The organism is Emticicia sp., from assembly GCF_043780375.1.
Classification (GTDB): Bacteria; Bacteroidota; Bacteroidia; order Cytophagales; family Spirosomataceae; genus Emticicia.
On the sequence record NZ_JAYWCU010000144.1, the window covers coordinates 21,553 to 48,128 of the forward strand.

General features: G+C 35.4%; 23 protein-coding genes. 11 read left to right on the top strand and 12 right to left on the bottom strand.

Annotated features, from left to right (window positions below; genetic code table 11):
* Positions 1-93: 93 nt before the first annotated feature.
* On the top strand, positions 94-1,653 hold the full coding sequence (locus tag ACH2CJ_RS11330) for an FG-GAP repeat domain-containing protein (protein WP_394992917.1): 1,560 nt from the start codon (positions 94-96) through the stop codon (positions 1,651-1,653).
* A 70-nt stretch (positions 1,654-1,723) separates the two neighbouring features.
* Here the strand turns inward: ACH2CJ_RS11330 and ACH2CJ_RS11335 are convergent, their stop codons facing one another.
* Positions 1,724-3,046 carry a Gfo/Idh/MocA family protein gene (locus tag ACH2CJ_RS11335; RefSeq protein WP_394992918.1) on the bottom strand — a complete coding sequence of 441 codons (1,323 nt, stop codon included), beginning with the start codon at positions 3,044-3,046 and terminating at the stop codon, positions 1,724-1,726.
* Between the two features lie 158 nt (positions 3,047-3,204).
* On the opposite strand from ACH2CJ_RS11335, the gene ACH2CJ_RS11340 reads away from it, so the two are divergent.
* Together ACH2CJ_RS11340 and ACH2CJ_RS11345 are read left to right on the top strand one after the other, a co-directional pair.
* Entirely contained in the window at positions 3,205-5,946 is a 2,742-nt protein-coding gene (locus ACH2CJ_RS11340) for a DUF1553 domain-containing protein (protein ID WP_394992919.1), read from the top strand.
* Complete coding sequence (locus ACH2CJ_RS11345; protein WP_394992920.1) at positions 5,943-7,421, top strand: DUF1501 domain-containing protein; 1,479 nt, start codon at positions 5,943-5,945, stop codon at positions 7,419-7,421. The genes ACH2CJ_RS11340 and ACH2CJ_RS11345 overlap by 4 nt, the downstream gene beginning before the upstream one ends.
* Before the next feature lie 119 nt (positions 7,422-7,540).
* On the opposite strand, the gene ACH2CJ_RS11350 is transcribed toward ACH2CJ_RS11345, so the two are convergent.
* The 3 genes from ACH2CJ_RS11350 to rpsL all read right to left on the bottom strand — a co-directional run bounded on the left by ACH2CJ_RS11350 (position 7,541) and on the right by rpsL (position 10,025).
* Entirely contained in the window at positions 7,541-8,578 is a 1,038-nt protein-coding gene (locus tag ACH2CJ_RS11350) for a Fic family protein (protein WP_394992921.1), read from the bottom strand.
* Positions 8,579-9,008: 430 nt separating this feature from the next.
* On the bottom strand, positions 9,009-9,476 hold the full coding sequence (gene rpsG / locus ACH2CJ_RS11355) for a 30S ribosomal protein S7 (protein ID WP_394992922.1): 468 nt from the start codon (positions 9,474-9,476) through the stop codon (positions 9,009-9,011).
* Positions 9,477-9,602: 126 nt separating this feature from the next.
* Positions 9,603-10,025 (bottom strand): 30S ribosomal protein S12, encoded by a 423-nt coding sequence (rpsL, locus tag ACH2CJ_RS11360; protein ID WP_394992923.1) that lies wholly within the window; start codon positions 10,023-10,025, stop codon positions 9,603-9,605.
* 391 nt (positions 10,026-10,416) lie between these two features.
* On the opposite strand from rpsL, the gene ACH2CJ_RS11365 reads away from it, so the two are divergent.
* Complete coding sequence (locus ACH2CJ_RS11365) at positions 10,417-11,295, top strand: glycosyltransferase family 2 protein (RefSeq protein WP_394992924.1); 879 nt, start codon at positions 10,417-10,419, stop codon at positions 11,293-11,295.
* On the top strand, positions 11,292-12,137 hold the full coding sequence (locus ACH2CJ_RS11370) for an SDR family NAD(P)-dependent oxidoreductase (protein ID WP_394992925.1): 846 nt from the start codon (positions 11,292-11,294) through the stop codon (positions 12,135-12,137). Before ACH2CJ_RS11365 ends, ACH2CJ_RS11370 begins: the two co-directional genes overlap by 4 nt.
* Here ACH2CJ_RS11370 and ACH2CJ_RS11375 read toward each other — a convergent pair whose 3' ends face one another.
* The 3 genes from ACH2CJ_RS11375 to ACH2CJ_RS11385 form a co-directional block, all read right to left on the bottom strand.
* Positions 12,138-12,527, bottom strand: a complete 390-nt coding sequence (locus ACH2CJ_RS11375; RefSeq protein WP_394992926.1) for a MerC domain-containing protein — start codon at positions 12,525-12,527, stop codon at positions 12,138-12,140.
* Positions 12,528-12,715: 188 nt separating this feature from the next.
* A complete protein-coding gene (gene sppA, locus ACH2CJ_RS11380; RefSeq protein WP_394992927.1) occupies positions 12,716-14,485 on the bottom strand; it encodes a signal peptide peptidase SppA in 1,770 nt (589 codons plus the stop codon).
* Between the two features lie 146 nt (positions 14,486-14,631).
* Positions 14,632-16,113: a GH3 auxin-responsive promoter family protein gene (locus tag ACH2CJ_RS11385; protein WP_394992928.1), complete on the bottom strand. Its 1,482-nt coding sequence runs from the start codon at positions 16,111-16,113 to the stop codon at positions 14,632-14,634.
* Positions 16,114-16,374: 261 nt separating this feature from the next.
* On the opposite strand from ACH2CJ_RS11385, the gene ACH2CJ_RS11390 reads away from it, so the two are divergent.
* The 6 genes from ACH2CJ_RS11390 to ACH2CJ_RS11415 all read left to right on the top strand — a co-directional run bounded on the left by ACH2CJ_RS11390 (position 16,375) and on the right by ACH2CJ_RS11415 (position 22,213).
* A complete protein-coding gene (locus ACH2CJ_RS11390) occupies positions 16,375-17,406 on the top strand; it encodes a rod shape-determining protein (RefSeq protein ID WP_015028530.1) in 1,032 nt (343 codons plus the stop codon).
* 138 nt (positions 17,407-17,544) lie between these two features.
* Positions 17,545-18,405 carry a rod shape-determining protein MreC gene (gene mreC / locus ACH2CJ_RS11395; protein WP_394992929.1) on the top strand — a complete coding sequence of 287 codons (861 nt, stop codon included), beginning with the start codon at positions 17,545-17,547 and terminating at the stop codon, positions 18,403-18,405.
* Positions 18,402-18,908: a hypothetical protein gene (locus ACH2CJ_RS11400; protein ID WP_394992930.1), complete on the top strand. Its 507-nt coding sequence runs from the start codon at positions 18,402-18,404 to the stop codon at positions 18,906-18,908. Before mreC ends, ACH2CJ_RS11400 begins: the two co-directional genes overlap by 4 nt.
* A 66-nt stretch (positions 18,909-18,974) precedes the next feature.
* Entirely contained in the window at positions 18,975-20,195 is a 1,221-nt protein-coding gene (locus tag ACH2CJ_RS11405) for a serine hydrolase domain-containing protein (protein ID WP_394992931.1), read from the top strand.
* Between the two features lie 168 nt (positions 20,196-20,363).
* Positions 20,364-21,404, top strand: a complete 1,041-nt coding sequence (locus tag ACH2CJ_RS11410) for a DUF4097 family beta strand repeat-containing protein (protein WP_394992932.1) — start codon at positions 20,364-20,366, stop codon at positions 21,402-21,404.
* Positions 21,405-21,415: 11 nt separating this feature from the next.
* On the top strand, positions 21,416-22,213 hold the full coding sequence (locus tag ACH2CJ_RS11415) for a pentapeptide repeat-containing protein (protein ID WP_394992933.1): 798 nt from the start codon (positions 21,416-21,418) through the stop codon (positions 22,211-22,213).
* A gap of 134 nt (positions 22,214-22,347) precedes the next feature.
* Here ACH2CJ_RS11415 and ACH2CJ_RS11420 read toward each other — a convergent pair whose 3' ends face one another.
* The 5 genes from ACH2CJ_RS11420 to ACH2CJ_RS11440 form a co-directional block, all read right to left on the bottom strand.
* Positions 22,348-22,809: a hypothetical protein gene (locus tag ACH2CJ_RS11420; RefSeq protein ID WP_394992934.1), complete on the bottom strand. Its 462-nt coding sequence runs from the start codon at positions 22,807-22,809 to the stop codon at positions 22,348-22,350.
* 51 nt (positions 22,810-22,860) lie between these two features.
* Positions 22,861-23,331 (bottom strand): MarR family transcriptional regulator, encoded by a 471-nt coding sequence (locus ACH2CJ_RS11425; RefSeq protein WP_394992935.1) that lies wholly within the window; start codon positions 23,329-23,331, stop codon positions 22,861-22,863.
* Between the two features lie 84 nt (positions 23,332-23,415).
* Positions 23,416-23,979, bottom strand: coding sequence for a DUF6702 family protein (locus ACH2CJ_RS11430; protein ID WP_394992936.1), 564 nt, complete (start codon positions 23,977-23,979; stop codon positions 23,416-23,418).
* 2 nt (positions 23,980-23,981) lie between these two features.
* Complete coding sequence (rseP, locus tag ACH2CJ_RS11435) at positions 23,982-25,316, bottom strand: RIP metalloprotease RseP (protein ID WP_394992937.1); 1,335 nt, start codon at positions 25,314-25,316, stop codon at positions 23,982-23,984.
* A 129-nt stretch (positions 25,317-25,445) separates the two neighbouring features.
* Positions 25,446-26,486 (bottom strand): hypothetical protein, encoded by a 1,041-nt coding sequence (locus ACH2CJ_RS11440; protein ID WP_394992938.1) that lies wholly within the window; start codon positions 26,484-26,486, stop codon positions 25,446-25,448.
* Positions 26,487-26,576 lie beyond the last annotated feature (90 nt).

A 26,576-nucleotide genomic window follows, 5' to 3' on the forward strand; every position in this document is an offset into this window, starting at 1 on the left:
ATTTTGCGAGCAAAATGAGCCTTTTTTGAACGAAGAGTAATTTAAAAAGGTACATTTTAAGCCAAAACCAAAAAACTTAAACAACCTCTAAAGATGAAAATCATATATTTAAACCTTTTTCTTAAGAGTTTATTCTTCATTAGTGGTATTGGGCTAATATTGTTAAGTTGTAAACCCAATGATGAGGAAGAAGGCGAAAAACTAGCAAAAGTTTATTGTGCAAGTTGCCATCAGTTTCCTGAACCAAGTCTTTTGCCTAAAAATGTTTGGCAGTTTGGTACTTTGCCTAATATGGCGATTTATTTGGGTGTAAAAAGAGAAATTGTAAACCTCAAAAAACCAATTTCTGATAATATTGTTTTGCAACCAACCAACCAAATGATTGATGATAGAGATTGGGAAAAAATAAAAAAGTATTATCTGAAAAATGCTCCTGAAAAACTAAATTTGCCCAAAGCCACCGAATTGGAAGAATTGACGGGACTTTTTGAGATAAATACAATCAATGCTAAACTGCCAAAAGGGACGCTTCCAAATTTTACAGCAATTGGAATTGATACCCAAAATCAACGAATTATTGCGGGCGACCAAGCGAATAAAACACTCTGGGTAACTGACAAAAATGGAACACCTATTCAGTCGATTCAAAAACAAAATGCCATTTCAAATATTAATTTTTCGGAAGCAAAAAAGCAACAATATTTGCTTACTTACATTGGTTCAACAACTCAACCAAACCCCGAAATAAATGGTTATGCCGAGCGGTCTTCAATTACTAACAATACGTATAAAGTTGTTCAAAAGTTATTGCCAAACCTCAATCGTCCGACGCAAGTTTTAGAGGCAAACCTTGATAAAGATATTGATAATGAACTAATTAGCTGCGAATATGGCTTCATCAAAGGAAAACTAAGTGTTTGGAACAAAGACAAAAAAGGAATTTTTCAGGAACAAATTTTGAGCGAAACCGTTGGGGCAATCAAAACAATCATTGTTGATTTAGATAGTGATAAAAAATTAGATATTATCGCACAATTTGCACAAGGAGATGAGCGAATTGTATTCTATAAAAACAAAGGCAGTGTAAACGGTTCGACGCTACAATTTGAAGAAAAACAATTACTCCGATTTCCACCAAGCTATGGTTCGAGTTCGTTTGAGTTGGCAGACATGAACAATGATGGAAACTTAGATATTGTTTATACCGCTGGCGATAATGCCGACTTTTCAACAGTTTTAAAGCCTTATCATGGCATTTATATTTTTACGAATAATGGAAGTTTGAACGGTTCGTCGCTACGATTTAAACAAAGTCATTTTTTCTATCAAAATGGCTCATACCGAGCTATTCCAAGAGATTTTGATGCTGATGGAGACCTCGACTTAGCAGTCATTTCGATGTTTCCTGATGTAACAAAACGTCCCTTAGAAGGTTTTATATATCTTGAAAATGAAGGCAATAAATTTGCTCAGAAGACACTCAAAATCAATCATTTAGGGCGATGGAATGTTATGGATGCCGCCGATTTGGACAATGATGGAGATATTGATATTGTGCTGGGAAGCCACCCTGTTGCACCATTCCCCGCAGGTTTCGACCAAGCTTGGAAAGAAGGAAGTGGACTTTTGATATTGAAAAATAAGACGAAGTAGAAACTATAAACACATTTTCTCAAATCATTCTTCGAGAAAATGTGTTTTTGATTAAGTAGTTATTAATTCTCTAAATTTTTATTGCCCATTCATTTAACATTGGTCTTCCTAACATAGCATTGGCTTCTTTGTCATTCAAAAACTTTTCTTTTTTAGGATTCCATTTTAAAGAGCGATTTAAACGATAGGCAATGTTTCCAATATTACAAACAGAGGCTGTTCGGTGTCCAATTTCTACATCACAAATAGGTTTACTACGTTTACGCATCGCATCCAGAAAGTCTTTGTAATGATTTTCGCTTTTATAAACGTGTTTTTCTGTTTCTCCTATAACTTTCGTGGCAAGAGAAACAGGCGTTGTTTCAATTTTCTTGCGTTGAATTTTGATTTCACCCTCCGTTCCGATAAAATGAATGGCATTATTCCAGTCCCATTTTTCGTGCGTCATTGTAATACCATTTTCATATTTATAAGTCAAAAACGGATGTTCTTTGCCATCAGGAGCAATTACTTCAACTGGGCCACTGCTATCCATGTCTAATGCCCATTGCACAATATCAAACATGTGAGCTCCCCAATCAGTTACCATACCTCCACCAAATTCTCGGTAATTTCTCCAATTTGGAAAAACATCTTTTGATATTGGCGGAGCAAGTTCCGAGTTAAAAGGTTTAAATTCATTTGGCCCAAGCCATTTATTCCAATCCAAACCTTCTGGAATCGACTCGGCAGATAAATCATAAGGTTTTGGTGGTGGCCCAACATTTACTTTGATACTTTTCACTTCGCCAATGTAACCATTACGAATCAGTTCGGCAGCTTGTCGAAACTCAGGCCAAGAGCGTTGCATACTTCCTGTCTGAAACACTCGATTATTCTTACGGGCAGCATTCACCATCGCTCGACCTTCTTTCACGGTCAAGGCAAGTGGTTTTTCGCAATAAATGTCTTTCCCTGCTTCGGCAGCACGCACCGCCATTGCAGCATGCCAGTGGTCAGGAGCTGCAATTACAACTGCATCTACATCTTTTCGAGCTAATAATTCTCTAAAATCGGAATAAACTGGAATTGCCGAATAAGCACCTAATTGGATGTTTTTCTCATAATGGGTTTTTATTCTGTCCAAAGCTAATTGCGTTTTTGCTTGATAAACTTCACTTATGGCTACAATTCGAGCCTCATTGGTACTCAAAAATGAAGAAGTTAGTCCACGCCCTTGTTTGCCGGTTCCTATAAAACCTAATGAAATAATATCACTTGGTGCAAGGTATTTCGAGCCGTCAGGTCTTTTTCCACCAAGCACAAATCTTGGTACAATTAGAAAACTACCAACAACGGTAGCTGCTTTACCGACAAAATCTCGGCGAGTAATTTTATCATTATTTTGATTCATTGTTTTTAAGAAAATAGGGTTGAAAAAACTATAAATTAAGTTTTTATTTGCTTCATGATATTCATCAAATTTATTAAAAAAATTTAATAAATCCATAAATATTAGTTATATTAGTGCAAAAAATTATTGAAATTATACATTTTCAAAATCGGCTATTTATGACTTCTTCCAGTATCAAATGGATTATCATTTTCACAATACCGATAGTAGCTATTTTTTTATTTTTAAACTTTAAGAAAGAAAAAATAAGCTATAATGAAGATATTCGTCCTATTTTCAATAAAAAATGTATCGTTTGCCATGGTGGAGTAAAGAAAAATGGAAATTTCAGTTTACTATTTCCTGAAGAGGCATATTCAAAAGCAAAGTCAGGAAAATATGCTATTATTCCTTATGATGCCAAAAATTCAGAATTGGTCAAGCGGCTAAAAGCCCATGATGTGGAAGAACGAATGCCCAAAGAGAAAGAACCTTTGAGCGACGAAGAAATAAGCAAAATTGAACAATGGATAAATGAAGGTGCAAAATGGGAAGACCATTGGTCGTACATTAAGCCGAACAAGAATATTTCTCCCCCAAATATTGGTGAAAAATGGGCGGTCAATGGCATTGATAATTTCGTTTTTGAAAGATTAAAAAAAGAAGGTTTTAAACCTTCAGACCAAGCAGATAAAACTACTTTACTTCGCCGCTTGAGTTTAGATTTGGTTGGCTTACCTCCTTCTTCGCAAGAAACTGCCAATTTTATTAAAGATTCTTCCCCCAATGCTTACGAAAAACAGATTGATAGACTTTTAAAATCTCCTGCCTTTGGCGAACGCTGGGCGGCAATGTGGCTTGATTTGGCTCGTTATGCCGACTCGAAAGGCTACGAAAAAGACCTCGACCGAAGCATTTGGAAATACCGTGATTGGGTGATTCAGGCTTTCAACAAAGATATGCCTTTCGACCAGTTTACAGTCGAGCAATTAGCTGGTGATTTGTTGCCCCATTCTTCAAAAGAATCTACCGAAATCCTTGAAAATAGATTGATTGCGACTGCTTTTCATCGAAATACAATGGCAAACGATGAAGGTGGAACCAATGACGAAGAGTTTAGAAACATGGCATTGATTGACCGAGTTTCGACTACTATGGAGGTTTGGCAAGGCACAACAATGGCGTGTGTGCAGTGCCATAGCCACCCGTATGACCCATTTCGGCATGAAGAGTTTTATCAATTAGCTGCTTTTTTCAATAATACTCAAGACCGAGATTTGTATAACGAAAAGCCTCTTTTTAGAACATTTACCAAAGCCAAAGAGAAAGAAGTGAATCAATTGCTGACTTGGTTGCAGCAAAAACTTCCTGTGAAAGTTGATGAATCAAAAAGTATTTTACTAGATGATAAAAGGCAAAATTTTCTAAGAAAAACAGGTTTTTACCGCATAGAAGCGGAAGCATTTGATAGCACGAGTCGGCATATTGAACTTTGGAATAACCAAAAGGAAATTATGCAAACAACTGAAGGTGCTTTTACAGTTTATGAGGATATAGATTTGACCAATATCAACGAAGTAAATTACCGCTACCAAAGTGGAGCAGAAAATTCGTTTATTGAAATGCGAATTGATAAAGTTGATGGCGAATTAATAAGCAACGTTGAAACAAAATGCAGTGAAACAGAAGTTAATTCGGGTTGGTCGAGGTGGAGTGGATATGCCAATTCAACAGGAAAAGTAAAGCCAACCAAGGGGATTCATGATGTTTTCTTGGTTTATAGAAAAGGCAAAAACTTTTGGACAGATTTGATTCATTTGGATTGGATGGAATTAAAATCGACTCATTCTATTAGAAACTCTTCACCAAAAGCATTTCAAGATTCTTTAATGAAACTCGCCGAAATGGAGGCGATTCCTACACCAATTATGGCAGAAAGACCTGCGTCAAGGGCAAGAAAAATGCACGTTTTCACAAGAGGAAATTGGCTATTAAAAGGCAATGAAGTACAACCAAATGTACCAAAATCATTGCCAAAAATACAAAATGCCAACAAAACTCGCCTTGATTTAGCCAAATGGTTGGTCAGTCAAGAAAACCCTTTAACGGCACGTGTTATTGTTAATCGTTTTTGGGAACAGCTTTTTGGTATCGGTTTGGTAGAATCTTTAGAGGATTTTGGCAGTATGGGAGCAAAACCAACGCATTCGGAATTATTAGATTGGCTGGCAGTCAGCTTTATGAATGAGCAAAAATGGAGCGTAAAAATGCTGTTGAAAACAATGGTGATGTCGGCAACTTACAGGCAATCGGCTATTATTTCTAAAGAATTACAAGAACACGACCCGAGAAATTTGCTTTTGGCTCGTGGGCCGAGGGTCAGACTTTCGTCCGAACAAATGCGTGACCAAGTGCTGAGTGTAAGCAATTTACTAAACTTAAAAATGTATGGTCCAAGTGTTCGTCCACCCAATCCAACCGATGGAGCTTGGCGAAGAGAATCGAAAGAAAATCAATATCGCAGAGCTATTTATACCTATTGGCGACGCACAAACCCTTATCCTTCAATGATTACTTTTGACAGTCCGCAACGAAATGTTTGTAGTTCTCGACGCATCCGAACCAACACTCCTTTACAAGCTCTGACTGCTTTGAACGATACTGTTAATTATGCCGCTGCTCAAAACATTGCCTTATTAATGGCAAAAACAAAGTCCACTAAAGTTGAAGACAAAATAAATGCTGGCTATCATTCAATTTTCCAAAAGTATCCAAATAAGCAAAAAACAATGCTTTTGACGCAGCTTTTTCAAGAAGCTTTGTTAGATTTGAAGCGTAAAAAGAAAGAAAATCCAGAATATTTTGCCTTTACGCTCACCGCCAATGCCATGATGAATTTAGACGAATTTTTAACAAAATGAAAAGAACATCCGTTTTTGAAGAGGCTTTTTTTAATGAAGCAAAATTTAATACTCGCCGTCATTTTCTCAAAAAATGTACTTCTGGTTTGGGTGGTTTAGCTATTTCATCTATTTTGGGTGGTTGTTTAGGAAACAGTGGTCATTCTATAATTGACGAAAATCCTTTTGCCGTAAAACCACCACATTTTCCTGCAAAAGCTAAGAATATTATTTTTCTTCACATGGAAGGAGCTCCATCGCAATTAGAACTTTTTGATTATAAACCTGAATTAGCAAAATTGGATGGACAACTTTGTCCCCAATCACTTTTGGAAGGAAAACGTTTTGCGTTTATTAAAGGTGTGCCTAAAATGCTCGGCCCACAGGCAAGTTTTCAGCAATATGGGCAATCGGGAGCTTGGTTTTCTGACTATTTTCAGCATTTGCCACAATTAGCCGATGAGCTGACTTTCTTGAAAGCCATGCACACCGACGAGTTTAATCATGCCCCTGCACAGTTATTTATGCACACGGGTAGTGCGAGGGTTGGGCGACCAAGTTTGGGTTCGTGGATAACTTATGGTTTAGGTTCTGAAAATCAGAATATGCCTGCATACATGGTTTTAGTTTCTGGTTCGGAGCCAAGTGCAGGAAAATATTTGTGGGGAAATGGCTTTTTGCCTTCGGTTTATCAAGGTGTGCAGTGCCGTTCGAAGGGCGACCCAGTTTTGTATATCAATAATCCTGGTGAAATTGATTCGTTGATGCGACAAAAATCTATCGAAACGATTAATAAAATCAATGAATTGACTTACGATGAAATTGGCGACCCAGAAACTCTGACACGCATTTCGCAGTACGAAATGGCATTCAGAATGCAAACCGAAGTGCCTGAAACAATGGATATTTCGGACGAACCAGACTATATTCATGAAATGTATTGTACAGAAAAAGGAAAGGCGACTTTTGCCAATAATTGCCTTTTAGCGAGAAAATTGATTGAAAAAGGCGTGCGTGTAGTGCAGCTTTTCGACCGCCGCTGGGACAATCACGGCACAGATGCAGGCAGTGGCGTAGATATTGGTTTACGCAGAAATGTACAATATGTCGATAAAGCAATCACGGCATTAATCAAAGATTTGAAACAAAGAGGTTTGCTCGACGAAACGCTCATTGTTTGGGGCGGAGAGTTTGGCAGAACGCCCATGATGGAAAACCGTGCGGGCGATAATAATACGCCTTTCAAGGGTCGAGACCACCATGTTGATGCTTTTACGATGTTTATGGCAGGTGCAGGAATTAAAAAAGGCTATTCGCACGGCGAAACTGACGAAATTGGCTATTATGGCATCAAAGGAAAAACGCATATCCATGATTTACAGGCAACCATTATGCACATCATGGGCTTTGACCACGAAAAATTCACCTTTCCTTTTCAAGGTAGAAATTTTAGATTGACTGATGTAAGTGGGAAGGTTATTAGGGAGATTTTGTAGGGAAAATCTTTTCATCTTAATTTTAGTAAATAATAATGAGAGTTTTGGCTGATTGTTTTAATCAGTCGGTGTGTCAGCCGTTTTTAAAACGGCATCAGAGAATAGGCTTTGCGTAATGCTTAAAAATAATTTTCAACAGCAAAGCGATATTGGTTGATGAATATTTCTTTGAAGGCGGAGATGTTATTAAGCTCATAAAAAAGTAGCACCGCTTTTTTATATTCAGCAGGATTTACGCTTCGGTATGACAAAGGGCATGCATTCGAATTCATCAAAATGGCATTTCCTGTTAAGCGGGCTGTACGTTTGTTTCCATCTTCAAAAGGTTGAATATAACTCACCAAAAGAATAGACAAAAATGCTTTTTCAAAAACATTCTCTTTGTTATTTATCAATTCACAAAGTTTCGCTAAGGCTTCTTCTATAATAAACTCATTGTCGGGCGGCAAGTATTTTGTACCTGTAATACGCACCATTCTTTTTCGTGGATTTTTTAAAATCCCCATTTTCTGAGTAACCAAAGTGTGTATGTCTATTATTTTGGCAATGCTTAACTGTTCATATAAATCACGGTTTTGATAAGTATATTCAATGACTATTTTATGATTGAGCAGCATCTGAGCTTCTTCTTTGGTATGCAAAGCTGACTCAATATTAAATTTAAGAAGTTGTTCGGTATCTAATAAATCATAAGTGTTTCCTTCTATTTGCGACGATTTCCAAGACAATTCTATCATCAATCGCTCAAATTCTTTTCTAAATTGTCCTTCCGTGAGGTTTTTGACTTTATCTTGAAATTGTTTACTAATCGAATTTAACAATTTCATTTCTTGCTCACTAAATATTTGAACATCTCGGATTTGGTCAAATACATTGATATTAAATCTTTCGATAATTTTTCTTTCATCAACGTCCAAATTAAAAAACGATTCAATATTAATTGGGAAAGTTAATAAATTTTCAAAGCTAATGACATATTTCAGACTTGGACCATTGCCAATTGTTTGAATTATTTGGGTTTCCTTTAATTTTGCAAGCTCCCTGTTGAGGGTTGGTACAGAAATATTTTCATCTAAAATACCAAGTATTTCTGAGATACCAATTGGGCTGTTTTGTAAAATAATTCCTACAATTTTGTGTTGTCTTAATGCTTTCATTTTTTTTAATAATTCTATCACAAATATAGTAATATCCTATCAAGTTGATAGAAATATTTAATAAATTGATAGGATTAGTCTCTTTGCAGAGTACAAACCTTAGACTATTTGATGTTTCGGAAAAAGTTATTTGGGTGTAATTAAGTCAAATTACTCTTCCAACCAAGGCAATTGTTTCCAATAAGCAGAGCCTTCATTTGTTTGATTAACACCTTTGGTGATTTGTTTATGCCAATTTTCAGTAAAAATCATCATTCAAAAGCTGAATTTTATACATTTTAGCAATATTAAAACAAAACACCCCGAAATCTCGACATTTAGTCAGTTCTCGGGGTGCTTTACTACAAAATACTATTACAGTTACTTGATATTCAAGACGACTCTAATTTTCAGTATTTGCATTTTTGTATAAATAGAATCTTCAGAAAAATTAGAATCTAAAGTGCGAGAATGCTTTGTTAGCTTCTGCCATTCTGTGCGTATCATCTTTTTTCTTCACGGCTGCACCTTCACCTTTGGCAGCGGCGATAATCTCACCTGCCAAACGCTCAGTCATGGTTTTTTCACCACGCTTACGTGAATAACTGATTAACCATTTCATACCTACCGACTGTTTACGGTCAGCACGTACTTCTTGTGGTACTTGGAAAGTAGCTCCACCTACACGGCGGCTCTTTACCTCAACAGTTGGCATAACATTAGCCAATGCTTTTTTCCACAATTCAAGTCCATTTTCTTTCGTACGAGCTTCAACTAATTCTAAAGCACCGTAGAATATGCTGTATGAGGTACTTTTCTTCCCGTCATACATTAAATTATTTACAAATTTTGTTACGGTTACATCTCTGAACTTTGGATCAGGAAGGACATACCGCTTTTTTGGTTTTGATTTTCTCATTTTTTAAAATAAATAAGGTTTCGTTTTTAGAAAACTAATTCACCTTGTTTCGAATACTTTCAGAATCAAGATTACTACCCTGTTGCTAAGTTATTTAGGAATTAACCGAAAACTTTCAACTGGAAATTACTTTTTCTTACCGCCGCCTTTGCCTTTTACTGGTGCTGCAACTTGACCTGGTTTAGGACGTTTTGTACCATACTTTGAACGGCTCTGCTTGCGACTTGCCACACCTGCGGTATCTAATGCACCACGAACAATGTGATAACGTACACCGGGAAGGTCTTTCACACGACCACCACGAATCAATACGATTGAGTGTTCTTGTAAGTTGTGTCCTTCACCTGGGATGTAGGCGTTGACTTCTTTTTGATTTGTTAAGCGAACACGAGCAACTTTACGAAGTGCTGAGTTAGGCTTTTTGGGGGTCGTAGTATAAACACGAGTACAAACGCCACGACGCTGCGGACATGAATCCAAAGCGGGTGACTTAGACTTCCAAGTCATTTGTTCTCTGCCGTTTCTTACTAACTGCTGTATAGTAGGCATTTTGTTAAAAAATTGTTTTCGTTAAGACACTAATTTCCAATTAGGGCTGCAAAGGTACGATTTTTATTATGAAAAGAAAAAGAGTTTTGGAAGATATTATTGATTTATTGAAATCTTGCGATATAGCTAACTAATATTATTGAAAAACAGGGTTTGAGCCTTGTTTATTACGATTTTCGCAGGCTCATTTTTTCTTCGTCAGTCAAAATAATATGTTTACTTTTACGTCGCATTAAACAAAGTTAAAACAAAACCCAACTAATTTTGTCCAAATACTTAACTTATCATACTTTTTAAATCACAACCAAAAAAAATCTCTTTCACCACATCGACGTTCTAATTTAGAACTTTGTAATTTTTTAAACCAAAACTTTGTGCCTTTAATATCGAAATGAATACTGAATTTACAATAATAATTTTAGCTTTCAACGAAGAGCAACATCTTCCACGTTTGCTTGAGTCAATCAAAGAACTCAATACCCAGATCTGTATTTTAGATTCGGGAAGTACCGACCGAACGCTCGAAATTGCGTCAAGCTATGGGGCTACAGTCAAATATAATAAGTTTGAAAATCACCCAAAACAATGGGATTTTGCTCTGAAAAACTTCATCGTGAAAACACCTTGGACAATCGGACTTGATTCTGACCATATTGTTTTGCCCGAATTATTAGAAATATTGAAGCATTTCAAAGATTCAAACACCCCTGCCGATGTAAATGGTATTTTCTTCAATCGTAAAAATTATTTCAAAGGTCGCTGGCTTAAACATGGTGGATATTTCCCGAAATACCTGATGAAAATGTTCCGCACAAGTGTAGGTTTTTCAGATTTGAACGAAAACATGGATCACCGTTTTGTGGCAAAAGGCAAAAATATTGTTTGGGACAAAGGCTATCTGAAAGAAGAAAACCTCAAAGAAAATCGAATTAGTTTTTGGATTGAAAAACATAACAGGTATAGCGACCAAATGGCAAAAGAGGAAGTTGAACGAAAAAAGCAATTACGTAATCAAACTATCCAACCTAAATTCTTTGGAAATCCTGACCAACGCAGTGCTTTTTTAAAGAAAATTTGGTGGGGAATGCCGCTCTTTGTTCGTCCTTTTATTTACTTTTTTCATAGATATTTTATTCAACTCGGTTTTTTAGATGGAAAAGAAGGTTTAATTTTTCATTTCTTGCAAGCACTTTGGTTTAGATTTGTGGTTGATGTGAAGATTTTTGAGATTGAAAATGAAGAGAAACAAAAAAATGCTTTGAATATATGAGCAAATCATCAATTAGTATTCTTGGCTGTGGATGGCTTGGTTTACCTCTCGGAAAATTTTTTTCTGAAAAAGGTTTTATTGTAAAAGGTAGCACCACAAAACTTGATAAATTAGAGATTTTGAAAGCTAATAGCATTCAACCTTTTTTGTTGCAACTTAATCCACAAGTTGTGGGTGAAAATGTGGATAACTTGCTTAATACGAATACTTTAGTAATAAACATTCCACCAAGAATCAGTTTACAAAAAATTGATGTTCACGTAGAGCAAATTTCTAATTTGTTACTAAATATAAAAAAGTCGTCAATAAAAAACATCATTTATATAAGTTCAACTTCAGTCTATCCAGAATTAAATCGAGAAATTTTTGAGGACGAAGTTACAACACCTGAGCAGTCAGCAAGCCCGACGATGCTAAAAGCAGAGAATTTGTTGAAGGAATTTTGCGAATTCTCATCAATCAATTTAACCATCTTACGCTGCGGTGGACTGATGGGTTATGACCGAATTCCTGCAAAATATTTTTCGGGTTGGAAAGGTTTAACAACAGGCGATATTCAAGTAAATTATATACACCGAGATGATGTCATAAAAACTATCGAAACAATTATTGACAATGATATTTGGAATGAAACCTTCAATATCGTTTCGCCAATTCACCCAATAAGAAAAGAAATTTATGCAAAAAATTGCGAAGAATTAGGTTTTGAAATGCCCGAATTTGTAACACCTTTAGAAGTACAGCCTTTTAAAATCATCAGCCCTAAAAAATGGATGGAAAGTTCAAAATATACCTTTATTTACGAAAATCCGCTTGATTATTATTACAAAAGAGACAATTAGTTATTGATGACTATGAAAAACACGGCGGTGTTCTTTCCAATTTATCCAATATGCCGAGGCCATAATTAAAGCTCCAGTTACATTAAAGATGATTTCATAAGTGCCTTTTGCCAAAAACAAGCCCGTAAAGCTGAAACACAAAGCAATAGCAAGAAGCGTAAGTGGCAAAATATTATGATGATTTCGGTAATCTTTCACCAACAAAAAAACAGCTAAAACAGCACTAATCCCTATTAAATAGACCTCCGAACGCTCACTAATAAAGCTACCACCCAAAAACGGAAGAGCAGTTATCACAAAAGGCATTGCGATACAATGAATCGTACACAGAATTGACAGCCACAAGCCTACTTTATTAAGTGTATGATAATGTGTGATTATTTTTCGCATAGAAAAACTGAAATTGTGCTTGTATTTACAACAATGATGCAAAGATAGAACAAATATGCAACATCATTGCAAATGTTTTGGTTCAAGAAAGAAAATATTTAGTCAAAAAAAATGACAACTTTTTAGGGTTGTCATTTTTATCAAAATCTATTTATTTTGCTTTTTTACTGCTAAGTCGCTGTGAACATCTATTTTATAAGTACATCAAAGGGCATTCTTGCTTGAATTTTATCTAAGTTTTGAAGGTTTTTCAATTGTTTGGCATAAGGAGCAAAATCGCCGAGATAGGCTTTGAGTTTTACTTCTTCTTGGTCATTTCCGAATTTCTCCACAATTGTTTCAAAACTTGACTTTTTGATTGGAAAATATTTCACTCGATAGTCACCTTCTTTCAATTTTGCTTTTTTTGCGGCAACAGCAATAGCAACATCAATTCCACCCAAAATATCAACCAAACCATTTGCTTTGCCCTGACTTCCTGTCCAGACTCTACCACCTGCAAGCGATTTTAGTTTTTCGATACTCATGTGTCTTCCTTTGGCAGCTTTCGAAGTAAAGTTTTCGTAACCTTTATTTACGCCATTTTGAATCATATTTTTCTCGGCATCATTCATGGTTCGAGTTGCCGATGGCGAATTGGCATATTTGTGAGAGACAACTCCATCAAAAGTTACACCTAATTTTTCATTCATTAATTTCTCAACGTTAAAAATTACACCAAAAATACCTATTGAACCCGTAAGTGTAGTTGGCTGTGCCACGATAGTATCGCAAGCCATTGCCATAAAATATCCACCTGATGCTGCATAATCGCCCATTGAAGCAATAACTGGTTTTACTTTTTTCGTCAATTCTACTTCTCTCCACATCACGTCAGATGCCAAAGCACTTCCTCCACCCGAGTTGATACGCAATACAATTGCTTTAATTTTTGAATCTTTACGTGCTTTTTGAAGTTCTTTTACGATTTTTTCTGAGCCAATATTATCTCCATTTCCATCGCCCGAAACAATATCACCCTCGCCAACAATAACCGCAATTCGATTAGAGTTATCACCTTCTTTTACTAATTTATCAGCTTTTAGGTATTTATTTAGGCCAATATATTCTATTTTCTTATCATCTTTAAGACCTAATGTTTTGTGCAAAGCACTCTCAAATTCGTCCCAATAGCCAATATTTGTAATCAGTTTATATTTTACAGCGTCTGCAGGCTCTTGAATCAAAGCATTTTCCAGAATATTATTCAAGTCAGCCATCGAAATTTGACGAGCTTGTGCAATTTCTCCATAAAAGTTATTTGCCATATCAGTGATAAACGACTGTGTTTGCTCACGACTATAATCACTCATTTTATCAAGAATGAGTGGCTCGACAGCACTTTTATAGTCACCTACTTTGAAAATCTCAGGTTTCACACCAATTTTCTGAAATAAGCCTTTCATAAAAGGATATTCGGCACTCAAACCATTAAAATCTAATCCACCGTTGGGCGTAATATAGCTTTTGTCGGCAACTGAACAAAGGTAAATTGCTCCTTCGGTCATTGTTTCGCCATAAGAATAGATAAATTTCTTCGATTTTTTGAAATCCAATAAATATTCTCTTACTTCTTTCAAAGTTGCCAAGCCCCCCATCGGGTATTCAGCTTTTAGATATATTCCCTTGATATTCGGGTCAATTTTGGCATTAGCAAGAGCTTCTTTTATTTGTGGTAAGCTAATTTGTCCAGGAGAATTACCGCCTGATAAAATTTCTGTAAAAGGGTCTTCATCGGCAGCATTTTCTCGAATAACCTGATTCAAATCAAGCTTCAAAACTGAGTTTGATGACACCCTTGTTTTGGTGTCTGAACTCGACATTGCTGTACCAATTCCTATCAAAATAAAGAAGCTAAGAATACTGAAAAGAAAGATTCCTACAATGGTTGCAGATACGTATTTCAAAAATTGTAACATATACGGTTATAGTTTAGTTTTTTTTGACTACAAAAATATATGTAGATACAGTAATTTTTTTAAATTGTTTGATAAAAGGGGAAAATAAGTTATAAGTTCTGAATTATGAGTGCCGAGTTTTTTTTTAGTTCTAAATTCGGAACTCTTTAAAGTTTTTCTGCAATTTTTCGGTCATTCGATAAACGAGGAACTTTGTTTTGCCCACCCAATTTTCCTTGTGAACGCATATAATTAATAAAAGCATTTTTTTGAAGTGGTGTAATGACTAATTTTTTCAAAATATTACCTACAATCAAATCATCATAATAGACATTGAGTTCAGTCATATTTTTGTCCAAATTATTACTAAATTGCTCCATATCATTAGGCGGAATGGCAAACTCAACAAGCCATTCGTGGTATGGCAAACCTTCTTTTGGTGCAACCATCGGTGCAACTGTAAATTCTATAATTTCTACTTCTGGGTGTCGTTGACAAGCATATTTCATTGCCTTTTCTACTTCTTCTCCAATAACGTGTTCGCCGAAAGCCGAGATAAAATGCTTGATTCTTCCCGATACAACAATCCGATAAGGATTAAGTGAAACAAACTTCACGGTGTCGCCAATCGAATAACCCCAAAGTCCAGCATTATTATTAATAATAAGTGCATAATTTTTACCAAGTTCTACTTGTTCGATGCTCAAACGAGTAGGATTTACATTAAAAAACTCATCGGCTGGAATAAATTCATAGAAAATACCTGTATTCAACAAAAGTAACATTCCTTCCTCTCGTTGCGAATCTTGGTAAGCAAAAAAGCCTTCTGAGGCAGGAAAAAGCTCAATCGAATCTATTTTTTTGCCAATAGATTCAAATAATTTCGCTCGGTAAGGTTCAAAATTTACCCCGCCATAAACAAACAAATCGAAGTCTGGAAAAACATCTTTTATTTTCTTCCCTGTCCGTGCTTGAATTCTGTCGAAATACATTTGTACCCACGGCGGAATCCCCGAAATCAAGCCCATCGGTTGGTCAATCGTCTCATCTATGATTTTTTCGAGTTTGGTTTCCCAATCTTCAATACAATTTGTTTCGTAGGAAGGTAAACGATTGGCTTGCAAATAGGCGGGTACATGATGCGTAGAAATTCCCGAAAGTCGCCCTGTCTTAATTCCTTCGGTTTCGTGCAGTTCGGGACTGCCCGAGAGAAAAATAAGTTTGTTATCTAAAAATTTTGCCTTACCAGTTTCGTTGATATAGTTAAGTAAAGCATTTCGAGCAGAATCAATGTGGTTATGAATAGAATCTTTGGAGATAGGAATATATTTTGTTCCAGAAGTTGTTCCAGACGTTTTGGCAAAATATAAAGGTTTCCCTTCCCAAAGAATATTTTCTTTTCCTTCAAGGATTTGATTAATGTACGGAGTCAAATCTTCGTAATCACGAATGGGAATTGCTTGTTTAAAATCTTCGTAAGTACGAATATCTTTGAAACAATGATTTTTGCCAAAAACTGTGTTAACGGCTTGACTAACAAGCTGTTGTCGCCATTCCGTTTGTACTTCTGCCGAGCGAATTACCCACTTTTTTTGTTGAGCAACAATGTATGCAGCAATTGGTTTACTAAGTATCGAACGAATTCCCATTTTCAGTAAAAAATTATAAACGTCTATTTATAAAGTGATAGGTTATATACAGCAAAGAAGCGATGATTTAGGGCAAAGGTAATAGTTTTTTTACTACTCTCTCAATTCATAAGTCGAACCTATATATAAACGTATATATAGAGCCTAAAAAGTTAAATACTTTTTTCTTTTTTAATACTTTTTCAAATTTTTAGGGATGTTTTGCAAATAATAGTTGTAAATTTGCGGGCAAATCAATTTTTTTAACCCATAAAGCTCAAAATGGCTGGATTGTTTAACTTCCTCACGAGTGACATCGCGATTGACTTGGGTACGGCAAATACCCTTATTATCTACAAAGATCAAATCGTTGTAGACGAACCCTCTATTATTGCTTTGGATAAAATTACCGGAAAAGTGTTAGCGATAGGACACAAAGCAATGCAAATGCATGAAAAAACTAACGAGAATATAAAGACTATTCGTCCACTCAAAGATGGTGTAATTGCTGACTTTACTGCCGCCGAATTGATGATTCGTGGCATGATTAAGATGATTGAGACTGGTCGTAGTTGGTTTTTTTCTCCTTCACACCGAATGGTTATTTGTATTCCATCGGGTATCACCGAAGTTGAGAAACGTGCGGTAAAAGATTCAGCTGAACACGCTGGTGCGAAAGAAGTTTATATGGTGCATGAGCCAATTGCTGCGGCTATTGGTATTGGTATTGATATTGAGCAGCCTAATGGCTCAATGATTGCAGATATTGGTGGTGGTACTACTGAGATTGCTGTTATTGCCCTTTCGGGTATTGTTTGTGAAGCATCGGTGCGTATCGCTGGAGATTTATTTACGAGAGATATTGTTGATTATATGCGTCGTGAGCACAACTTGCTTATTGGCGAGCGTTCGGCAGAATTTATCAAGATTCAAGTAGGTGCTGCTTTGCCAGACTTAGACAATCCTCCTGCTGATATTGAAATTCGTGGTCGTGATTTAATGACGGGTATCCCGAAAGAAATAAAAGTTACTTACAGTGAAATTGCATACGCTCTTGACAAATCAATTTCGAAAATTGAAGAAGCCATCATGCGTGCCTTAGAAATGTCGCCACCAGAACTTTCTGCCGATATTTATGAAAACGGTATTTATTTGACAGGCGGTGGAGCATTGCTTCATGGCTTAGACAAACGTTTGGCTATTAAAACAAAATTACCAATTCATGTTGCCGACGACCCGCTTCGTGCCGTTGTTCGTGGAACAGGGGAGATACTGAAAAATATTGAAAAATATAGAGCTGTTATTGTTCAATAGTTTTTTCGAGATGTGAATTATGAATTATAAGTTAAAAGCGAGTCTGTCGCTAAGGTTATGAGATATATTTATGTTAAATCTCATAATTCACAATTTATAATTCATAATTCATAACTCTACATTCATAACTCAAAAATAATGTCGCAACTCTTCCGACTTATATTTCGAATACGAAATTTTCTTTTATTTGTCATATTAGAAATTATCAGTTTTTGGTTGATTGTAAAAAACAACCTTTACTGGGACGTGTCTTTTTTTAATACATCCAACTACTATGCCGCCAAAACACTTGAGAGTTCAAATTATGTAAAAAACTACATGAACTTAGGAAGTGTGAATGACCAACTGATAGCTGAGAATGCTCAATTGAAAAAAATTGTGGTGTCAATGCAGCAGGGTAAAAGTCGTGAAGGTGATTACTACAAAGTTGATTCGATTTTTGCCAAGCGATTTGTATTCAAGGTAGCAAAAGTTGTCAATAATACAGTAAACTTAACAAACAACTATCTTACTCTCGATAAAGGAACGTTAGATGGTATTGAACCAGGAATGGGTGTGATTTGTCCACAAGGCGTTGTTGGTCAAGTTATGTCATGTTCAGACCATTTTTCTCGTGTCTATTCTATCCTTCATGCAAATTTCAACGTTTCGACAGAGGTAAAGAATCAAATTCTCCGCACCAAAAACGATAAAGCATTAGGAATTGCAAAGTGGGGCGGATTAAATCCAAGAGTAATTGATTTGACTACGATTGACCGCTTTAAGCCCATCAAACAAGGGGATTCGGTGATTACTTCCGAGCAAAATGTTATTTTTCCTTCGGGAACTATGCTTGGTAAGATTCGTAAGTTGAGTGCCAAACAAGACCAAGCTTTTTTTGATATTGAGGTTGAATTGGCAACCGATTTTCAGAACTTGTCTTATGTTTATATTGTAAATAATAAGCTCAAAAAAGAACAAGAATTAATAGAGCAAGCAACTACCGAAATTAAAAAATGAATTCTCAAACTGTCATAAGATTAGTGCTGACCTTCGTCATTTATTTGATTTTGCAAATTGTAGTTATTCGCAATTTTGTATTTTTCGATGTGGCGTTTTGTTTTGTTTATATTGCCTGTATATTATTATTACCCGATGAAATTGCTCCTATTTGGGTTATTCTGATAAGTTTTTTAATTGGACTTTTGGTAGACATATTTTATAATACCGCAGGAATTCATGCTTCAGCAAGTGTGCTGATTGGTTTTTTTAGAAGCTATATAATCAAATTCTTATTTCCGACCAAAGGTGTCGAAAATGAAATTGTTATCACTCTCAAAGATATGGGTGCAGAACGATTCGTGCGTTATGTTGCCGTGCTTACATTAATACATCACTCGACCTTGTTTTTTGTAGAAGCGGGGGGCTTTCAATTTTTCCTAATTACTATTTTGAAAATTATTTGTAGCGTAGTTTTTACTACATTTATGATTATAATTTTGCAATACGTACGGGGAAATTAACTTAATTATCAATTAACAATTACCGATGAATTTGTCTAAATTCTCGTTAATTTGTCGGGCTTTGTCATGAAATTTAAAATATCTTTCCTTCCATATATTTGTGGTTTTTGCTTGTTTTTTACCTATTCACTTTTCTTAGTTTCTTGTAAAAAAAGCACTTCTACTGGCTCTACTGCCATTGCAGAGATTGATAGCGTTGCTGTAAAAAAAGAGGAAGTACGCATCAAAAAAGAAATAAATGCCGACCAAAAAGCAATTCTAATCGAGCAAGTTATTCAGAAAAAAATAGCCGAAGGTTTCAACGGAAATGTTTTAATTGCCCAAAAAGGGGTTGTCGTTTACCAAAAGTCTTATGGTTTTGCTGATTTTAAAGATACAATCAGAAATAATATTCAATCAAAGTTTCAATTAGCTTCTCTTTCAAAAACATTTACAGCAGTTGCTATAATGAAACTCGCCGAGCAAGGAAAAATCGGATTAGATTATACAGTAAAAGACTATTTTCCAAATTTTCCTTATGATGGTATCACAATTCGGAGTTTACTTTGTCATCGTTCGGGCCTACCATTTTATCAATATACTTTCGACAAGACAGTTCGGGAAACAAAAGTTTATCCAACCAATCAACAAATGATGGAGTGGTTTGCTACTACACAGCCAACACCTAAAATGTTTAATCAACCCGACCACTATTTCGGTTATAATAACACCAATTTTGCGATTTTAGCAGCTCTTGTAGAAAAGGTTTCGGGTAAAGATTTTGACGAATATATGCGAGAAAACCTTTTCAAACCTGCTGGAATGAAAAACTCATTTATCGTAACAACCAAAAATGATTCTATCAATATAAATCGCACTTATGGTTATCAGTTTGGGCAGCGTTTACCAAAAGATTATTACGATAATATTACGGGCGATAAGGGCGTTTACTCGACTACAGGAGATTTGTTTAATTGGTACAAAGCCTTAAAGAATAATACAATTATTAATAAAGAATCTTTTCGGGAAATGATTACACCACGTAGTTTTGAGTTTCCTGGACTAAGAAATTATGGTTATGGTTTTCGCCTTTGGGTCGATTCTAAGCAGCAAACCGAATATGTATATCATACAGGTTGGTGGAAAGGCTATAATACCATCATGTTTTTTGACCTACGAGAAGACTTTGTCATCATTCTAATAAATAATCGCTACAACCGCTCGGTTTATAACGTAAAAAGCCTCATTGACATCATGCACGGAGGCAATCGCAGCTCTACTATGGAAGAGAGCATTTTAGATGAGTAGATTTTCTTGAATTTTTAAAAAAAGAGGCCTTAAATTTACTTTAAGACCTCTTTTTGATTATCAAGAAACCTCCTCAAAAATAATTATCTCTATTTGCAACGCTCAACATGAATTTTGCATCTTATGTTAAGATACATCACAATTATGAAATCTTAACAAACTCATTTTATGAAAAAGCTATTCTCATTTTTTATTTTAAGTCTATTTATTATCAATTCTTCTTTTGCACAAGAAAAAGAAATACCTTATTTCGTAAAAACTTACAAATCTTCGGAAATGAAAAACCTTTATGTTCGCACTTCGGGAGGTGGAATTTCGGTTGTAGGTATGGCAGGTGATGAAGCTCGTGTTGAAATTTATGTAAAAGCCAACAACTGGAAAGGTAAGCAACTCAGTAAAGAAGAAATTGAAGACCGCCTAAAAGACTATCAATTAAGTATAAAAAAAGAAGGTGAAACCATTAATTGTATTGCCAAGCGAAAAGATGAAGCCGATTGGACTGATTGGAAAAATGGTTTAAATATTTCGTTTAAAATATATTCTCCTGAAAAAATATCTACTGATTTGGTAACAAGTGGAGGCAGCATTTCACTCAAAAATATTACTGGAAACTTAGGTTTTACTACAAGTGGTGGTGGTTTGAAACTACAAAACTTAGGTGGAAATGTTAAAGGTCGTACTTCTGGTGGGGGAATAAATATTATCGGCTGCCATGATATAATTGATGTCGCTACAAGTGGTGGTGGAATTGATGCCGACAATTGCAAAGGCGATATTAAACTAAGCACATCGGGCGGAAGCTTAGACCTAAAAAACTTAGATGGCATGATAAAGGCTACCACAAGTGGTGGTGGTGTAAGAGCCGAAAACATCAAAGGTGAGTTTGTTACTTCAACTTCGGGCGGCTCGATTTACTTAGAAGACATGATGGCAAGTGTAAAAGCTTCAACTTCGGGCGGTGGCATTGATGCAGATATAAAATCACTTGGAAAATACCTTTCGCTTTCAACAAGTGCAGGAAGTATTCGTGTAAGAATGCCATTAGATAAAGGATTAAATTTAGATTTAGACGGAAATCGTGTAAAAATGCCTGAAACAAAGAATTTTAGTGGAAGAATCGACAAAGACCGTGTAAAAGGAACAATCAATGGCGGTGGAATTCCTGTAACAATGGATGCAAGCTCTGGAGGTGTTTATATCAATGAATAAGCTATAAAAACATGAAAAAACTATTAATTTTAATACTCTGTGCTTTAGTTGGAACGAAAGTTTCAGCTCAAAAAGAAGTTTCGGCAAAAGCAATTTTTGAGGCGATTGACAAAGGTCAATCTGCCGAACGCCGCCCGATTAATTATCAAGATGTTACGATTGTTGGGGATTTAGATTTAACCGAACTTTCTAACAAAAAACGCATTAAAAGAATAAAGTCAGATTACGAAGAATATAAAAGTACTGTAGAAGTACCTGTTACATTCAAAAACTGTGTTTTTCAAGGCGATTTTATTGCCTACAAAAATATTGAAGATAAAAAAAACAAGAAGGCAGGAAACGCAAATATCAATTGGAGTTTTGGGGATGGCACAACTTTTACAACTGATTTTGAGAAAAGCGTAGTTTTTGAAAATTGTACTTTTAAAGGTAAAAGCGAATTTAAATATTCAGATTTTGCTGAAAAAGCCTCTTTCGCAGGAACAAAATTTGCCCAAAGTGCTAACTTTAAATATGCCGATTTCAATCAAGAAATCATTTTTGCTAAATGCGATTTCAACGAATATGCCAATTTTAAATATTCAAAATTCAAGCAAGATGCTGATTTTTACGATGCTCGTTTCAATAATTATGCAGACTTTAAATACAGCAATTTCAATGACCGTGTAACTTTTAAAGGTTCAACTTTTAAAAACCAAGCCGATTTTAAATATGCTGATTTCAAAGAAGATACCAATTTTGACAATACAAAATTTAGTAGCGGTGTTGATTTCAAATATTCAAATGGCAAGAAATATATGAACAAGTGATTGATGGTGGTAGTTTTTTGAGTCTCTTCGACAAAAAACAAGGTAGATATAACTTTCAAAAGTTTTATCTACCTTGTTTTTTGATTCTGGGCGATAAATTTGCACAAAATCTAAATATATTTTTAATTGTACATTTACTGATTTTTCTTGCCTAAAACATAAGCCAAACCCAAGTTTGCTCGAAAAAGTCCTAAATCAAAATTCTTATTTGCATAAGGTGAAAGCTCAAAAACGATTTGAAATCTTGGAATTTTCTCTATCGGAGCTGCTCGCATACCAACATTTAAGCTGTAACCCTCTAATGCTGATTGTTTGCTTGGGTCAGTATTTAAGTAGTTTAAAAAATTAGCTTTAATGCCCGCACCCACATAAAATTTTACTCTTTCGGCTTTATTGACATTAAACATCGGTGAGATTTCGGTGCTTAACGACGAAAAATAGGTGTTTGTTTGAAAACGAAAATCAACCCAAATAGCTTTATTTGGATTAGTGGCAATCGAAAAAACAGAATTGAAAGGATAATAGGTAAAAGCTTGAGCATAAGCTGTTTTCGTAAAAACAAAGAACGAAAATATCAAAAGTAGTTTTTTTAGCATAACAATTAGGTGAGGTTTCTGGCCACAAAATTACAGGAAATCTTTTGTTTATTATGCCATTGCGTTTACCAAAGCCAGATTTTCACGAGCCTTGCTATTTTGTTCATCAACCAAGCGATTAATTTCTTTGATTACTTCAAAAAAAACAGCTAATTTTTCAGCAGGAATTTGTTCTTGAACCATTTTATTGAAGATAATTACCCCTTCACGTGAGAAATTTCTCTTTTTTCTACCTTCTTCAGTTAGAAAAACTCTTACAAAACGCTTATCATCGGCATCAATTTCTCGGTAAATCCAGCCTTTTTCTTCCAATGTTTTCAACATTCTTGTCAAGCTTCGAGGTTCCATACCAATTGAAGGGCCGATTTTCGTAGCGGGTGTCCCTTTTTCCGAGTCAATATTGAGCAAAACATAGCCAATTGCCATTGTCATTTCATTTGGATTGGCATACGCATTATACATACGTGATATAGAATGCCACGCCCATTTGATATAAAAGTCAATCGTTTTTTCTTTTTTCATTGTATTTTTTGCTACGAACTTACGCAAAAGTAACAAAAAAACAGTATGCAGGCATACTGTTAGTGTATTTTTTTGCTGAAAAAATCAAAGGTCAATTTCTGCCGATTTTGTTTTGGCGTTGAATAGGTAGGTTTTTTTATTTCCTAAATAAGTGAAATTAACTAAGTTGGTTTGGTCGTCAAACATTTCTTGCATAAGGTTATTGTAGAGAAAATAACCCTTAAAGTCTTGACTATTAGGTATTTCGACATAAATCCAAGTGGCATCACCTTCTAATTCTTTACCAATAAAATTGAGTGGTTTCTTTTGTTTTTGTGGCGAAATAATAGCAAAGTGTTGTTGAATATATTTACTCAAAACGGCATCGCTATTATCATTTTTTCCACCAATCATCACTTTCTGACCATTATTAAATTTTGTCAAAGCTGTTTCTAAATCATCAGTAAACATTCTGATACTTATTTCCAATGATTTTTCTTTTGCATTATATTGAATTTCGGTCAAAGAAGTATGGAAGGCGTGAACCGCTCCCCAACTCTCATCGATAACTGGGGAGTAAGATACGACTTCTCCCCTCCCAGTCGGTGAGGTGCCGAGGGAGAAGTTAAATACCATAAATACTAAAAAAGCAGCTAAAAACTGTATCATTTTTACTTGAATATCGCCTTAAATGTATCGTTAAAAAGAACAAGCACCATTAATGCCAGTAAAATGAATGTACCAACTTGTTGGGTGCGTTCCATGAATTTTTCTGATGGTTTGCGACGAGTTATCATTTCATATAATAAAACAATTACATGACCACCGTCTAAAGCCGGAATAGGGAGGGCATTCATAAATGCTAAACCCATTGACAATAAACCTGTTAAGCTCCAAAACCTTTCCCAATCCCATAATTTTCCGTACATTTGGGCCAATCCAACTGGACCACTTACAGCATTTCCTGCCGAAATATGTCCTTTGAAAATTCGTCCAAAACCTTGGATTTGGTTAGGAATTACCCCCAAAGCATCTTTTGCACCAGTAATGAATGATTCGCCAAACGACAAAGTACGTTTGCTTGAAACTAAGGTGGGCTCTAATTTGAAACCTATTGTGCCTTCTTTAGTAACAGTCGGATTTACTTTTAAAGTTTGATTTCCTCGCTCAACCAACAATTCAATTTTCTTGCCTGACGACTTTTTAAGTGCTTCTTGAAATGCTTGGAAATAAAGAATCGGTGTACTATCAGCTTTAATTATTTTGTCACCTTCTTTTAAACCAGCTGCTTCTGCTGGCATTCCTTTGGTAACTTCACCTACTTTAAAAGGCATAATAGGCTCCATAAATGCTTCTTTGCTTGCTACTCGGTCAATTAAGCCATTTGGTACAGGAATTTCTTTCGTTTCCCCATTACGGTCAATAGTAAAATATGTATTTTCCTGCATCAACGAAGCTCGCACATCTCCAAAGCCTTCATAGTCTTCATTGTTTACCTTAATTATTTTATCACCTGTTTTCAAGCCGATTTCTTGGGCGAGGGGGTGGGCATAAATGCCTAATTTATTAATTTCTGCTTTTGAATAATATTCTTCACCCCAATAGTATTTTACCCCCCAAAAAATCAAAATTCCGAGAATAACATTGACGATAATTCCGCCAAGCATTACAAAAAGGCGTTGCCAAGCGGGTTTTGAGCGAAATTCGTAAGGCTCAGGTACAGAAGAAAGTTGCGAAGCATCTTTGGTTTCGTCAATCATTCCTGCAATGTCCACATAGCCACCCAACGGAAACCAACCTAAACCATATTCAGTATCGCCTTTTTTTATTTTCCACAAAGCAAAATTTAATACGTTGGGTAAAGGAAAAAGGAAATCGAAGAAAATATAAAATTTATTGACCCTAATACCGAAGATACGAGCAAAAATAAAATGTCCAAATTCGTGTAATCCGACTAAAATAGTCAATGCCAGCAAAAGCTGACCAATCATTGTTAAAATTGCCATTAGTAAACTGATTTGTTTTTAAAATCAAAAGTTTTAATTGTAAAAAAATAGTGTTATTTTTTATTTATTCCCCCCTCTTTTTTCAAAAAGGTGGAATTTACTTTTTAGTAACAAACTATCGTCTGTGAACTATTCCAAAATCACTGTTCCTTCCAAATAATCGGCAGCTATATTTGGGTCATTTACCGACCACATTCCTACATACGAACCATAGGGAAACAAAAAACGATTGTCATTCATCGAAAATAAAATCTTTTTTCGGTAGTCTGCCAAAGTTTCCATCCCATTCTGCAAACGTAATTCATTGATTCTTTGTTCATCTACCTTCTCAATTTGTCTAAAAACCCATTTATTGAGTTTCGAAGCAAACGATTTTCCTTGCATCGCTAACGATTCGTCGGTTAATATTTTGAAAACGTGTCGGGCAAAAAATTCGTCATTCCCATTGATAGTTGCCATAATATGCGTAGCCGTGTGTGGCGAAACTTTTCCATCTCTGACTGCATTCATCAAATGGTTTGAAAAATTAATTGTTTGTTTATCAATAGTTTGTCGACGAATAATGGTATAAAAAGGATATTGAATCACGGGTATTCCGCTTTCGCCACTACCAATCACATCTTCATTAGGAAAACCATAACGTGCAATCAAATAATCTAATTCGGTGGCATTTTGTTTATCAATCTTCACAATTGTATCCGCAAAGGCTACTGCATCTCGTACTCTAAACCATTGGTCACGGTCTACTATTTTTGCCAACTTTTCTTTTAAACTTTTATCAATTTTTTGTTCAAACTCTCGTTTTTTTACCAAATATTCTTTTTCAAAATTTCGCCAGTTCGGGTCTTGTTGAATGCCCATAAAAGCAGTTTCATTTTTAATAAAATCAAGGCTGATGCCTTTCGCTGCTACTTCTATTAGATATTTGTAAGTATTAGTTGCATCGCCGATATATGTTGCACACACAGCCGCATTGAAATAATCTTTCATATATCCTTTTGCAAGTGAAAAGGCTTTTTGGTATTGGTCGAGAGCATCTTTATATTTGCCATCAATAACCAAAATTTCTGCCTTATTGATTAGCGGATGGTAAGTTTTAACATAATTTATATCTTGTGCAAAAGTCTGTTGAGCAATAAAACTTAATATCAAAAGAACCAAACACTTCATAGAATTCATTATTGTTATTTTATCATTAACGAAAATACCTTCAAAATTAGCATAACTTTCAACGAAAAGAACGAATTCTAAGCAAAACTT

What these genes read in the sequence shown, in the direction of transcription:
- rpsL (WP_394992923.1), bottom strand. Translation starts at nt 10,025, where the DNA reads ATGCCTACTATACAGCAGTTAGTAAGAAACGGCAGAGAACAAATGACT.
- ACH2CJ_RS11365 (WP_394992924.1), top strand. Translation starts at nt 10,417, where the DNA reads ATGAATACTGAATTTACAATAATAATTTTAGCTTTCAACGAAGAGCAA.
- ACH2CJ_RS11350 (WP_394992921.1), bottom strand. Translation starts at nt 8,578, where the DNA reads ATGAAAGCATTAAGACAACACAAAATTGTAGGAATTATTTTACAAAAC.
- ACH2CJ_RS11415 (WP_394992933.1), top strand. Translation starts at nt 21,416, where the DNA reads ATGAAAAAACTATTAATTTTAATACTCTGTGCTTTAGTTGGAACGAAA.
- sppA (WP_394992927.1), bottom strand. Translation starts at nt 14,485, where the DNA reads ATGTTACAATTTTTGAAATACGTATCTGCAACCATTGTAGGAATCTTT.
- rseP (WP_394992937.1), bottom strand. Translation starts at nt 25,316, where the DNA reads ATGGCAATTTTAACAATGATTGGTCAGCTTTTGCTGGCATTGACTATT.
- ACH2CJ_RS11410 (WP_394992932.1), top strand. Translation starts at nt 20,364, where the DNA reads ATGAAAAAGCTATTCTCATTTTTTATTTTAAGTCTATTTATTATCAAT.
- mreC (WP_394992929.1), top strand. Translation starts at nt 17,545, where the DNA reads ATGTCGCAACTCTTCCGACTTATATTTCGAATACGAAATTTTCTTTTA.
- ACH2CJ_RS11400 (WP_394992930.1), top strand. Translation starts at nt 18,402, where the DNA reads ATGAATTCTCAAACTGTCATAAGATTAGTGCTGACCTTCGTCATTTAT.
- ACH2CJ_RS11335 (WP_394992918.1), bottom strand. Translation starts at nt 3,046, where the DNA reads ATGAATCAAAATAATGATAAAATTACTCGCCGAGATTTTGTCGGTAAA.
- ACH2CJ_RS11390 (WP_015028530.1), top strand. Translation starts at nt 16,375, where the DNA reads ATGGCTGGATTGTTTAACTTCCTCACGAGTGACATCGCGATTGACTTG.
- ACH2CJ_RS11405 (WP_394992931.1), top strand. Translation starts at nt 18,975, where the DNA reads ATGAAATTTAAAATATCTTTCCTTCCATATATTTGTGGTTTTTGCTTG.
- ACH2CJ_RS11340 (WP_394992919.1), top strand. Translation starts at nt 3,205, where the DNA reads ATGACTTCTTCCAGTATCAAATGGATTATCATTTTCACAATACCGATA.
- ACH2CJ_RS11430 (WP_394992936.1), bottom strand. Translation starts at nt 23,979, where the DNA reads ATGATACAGTTTTTAGCTGCTTTTTTAGTATTTATGGTATTTAACTTC.
- ACH2CJ_RS11440 (WP_394992938.1), bottom strand. Translation starts at nt 26,486, where the DNA reads ATGAAGTGTTTGGTTCTTTTGATATTAAGTTTTATTGCTCAACAGACT.
- ACH2CJ_RS11425 (WP_394992935.1), bottom strand. Translation starts at nt 23,331, where the DNA reads ATGAAAAAAGAAAAAACGATTGACTTTTATATCAAATGGGCGTGGCAT.
- rpsG (WP_394992922.1), bottom strand. Translation starts at nt 9,476, where the DNA reads ATGAGAAAATCAAAACCAAAAAAGCGGTATGTCCTTCCTGATCCAAAG.
- ACH2CJ_RS11420 (WP_394992934.1), bottom strand. Translation starts at nt 22,809, where the DNA reads ATGCTAAAAAAACTACTTTTGATATTTTCGTTCTTTGTTTTTACGAAA.
- ACH2CJ_RS11385 (WP_394992928.1), bottom strand. Translation starts at nt 16,113, where the DNA reads ATGGGAATTCGTTCGATACTTAGTAAACCAATTGCTGCATACATTGTT.
- ACH2CJ_RS11375 (WP_394992926.1), bottom strand. Translation starts at nt 12,527, where the DNA reads ATGCGAAAAATAATCACACATTATCATACACTTAATAAAGTAGGCTTG.
- ACH2CJ_RS11345 (WP_394992920.1), top strand. Translation starts at nt 5,943, where the DNA reads ATGAAAAGAACATCCGTTTTTGAAGAGGCTTTTTTTAATGAAGCAAAA.
- ACH2CJ_RS11330 (WP_394992917.1), top strand. Translation starts at nt 94, where the DNA reads ATGAAAATCATATATTTAAACCTTTTTCTTAAGAGTTTATTCTTCATT.
- ACH2CJ_RS11370 (WP_394992925.1), top strand. Translation starts at nt 11,292, where the DNA reads ATGAGCAAATCATCAATTAGTATTCTTGGCTGTGGATGGCTTGGTTTA.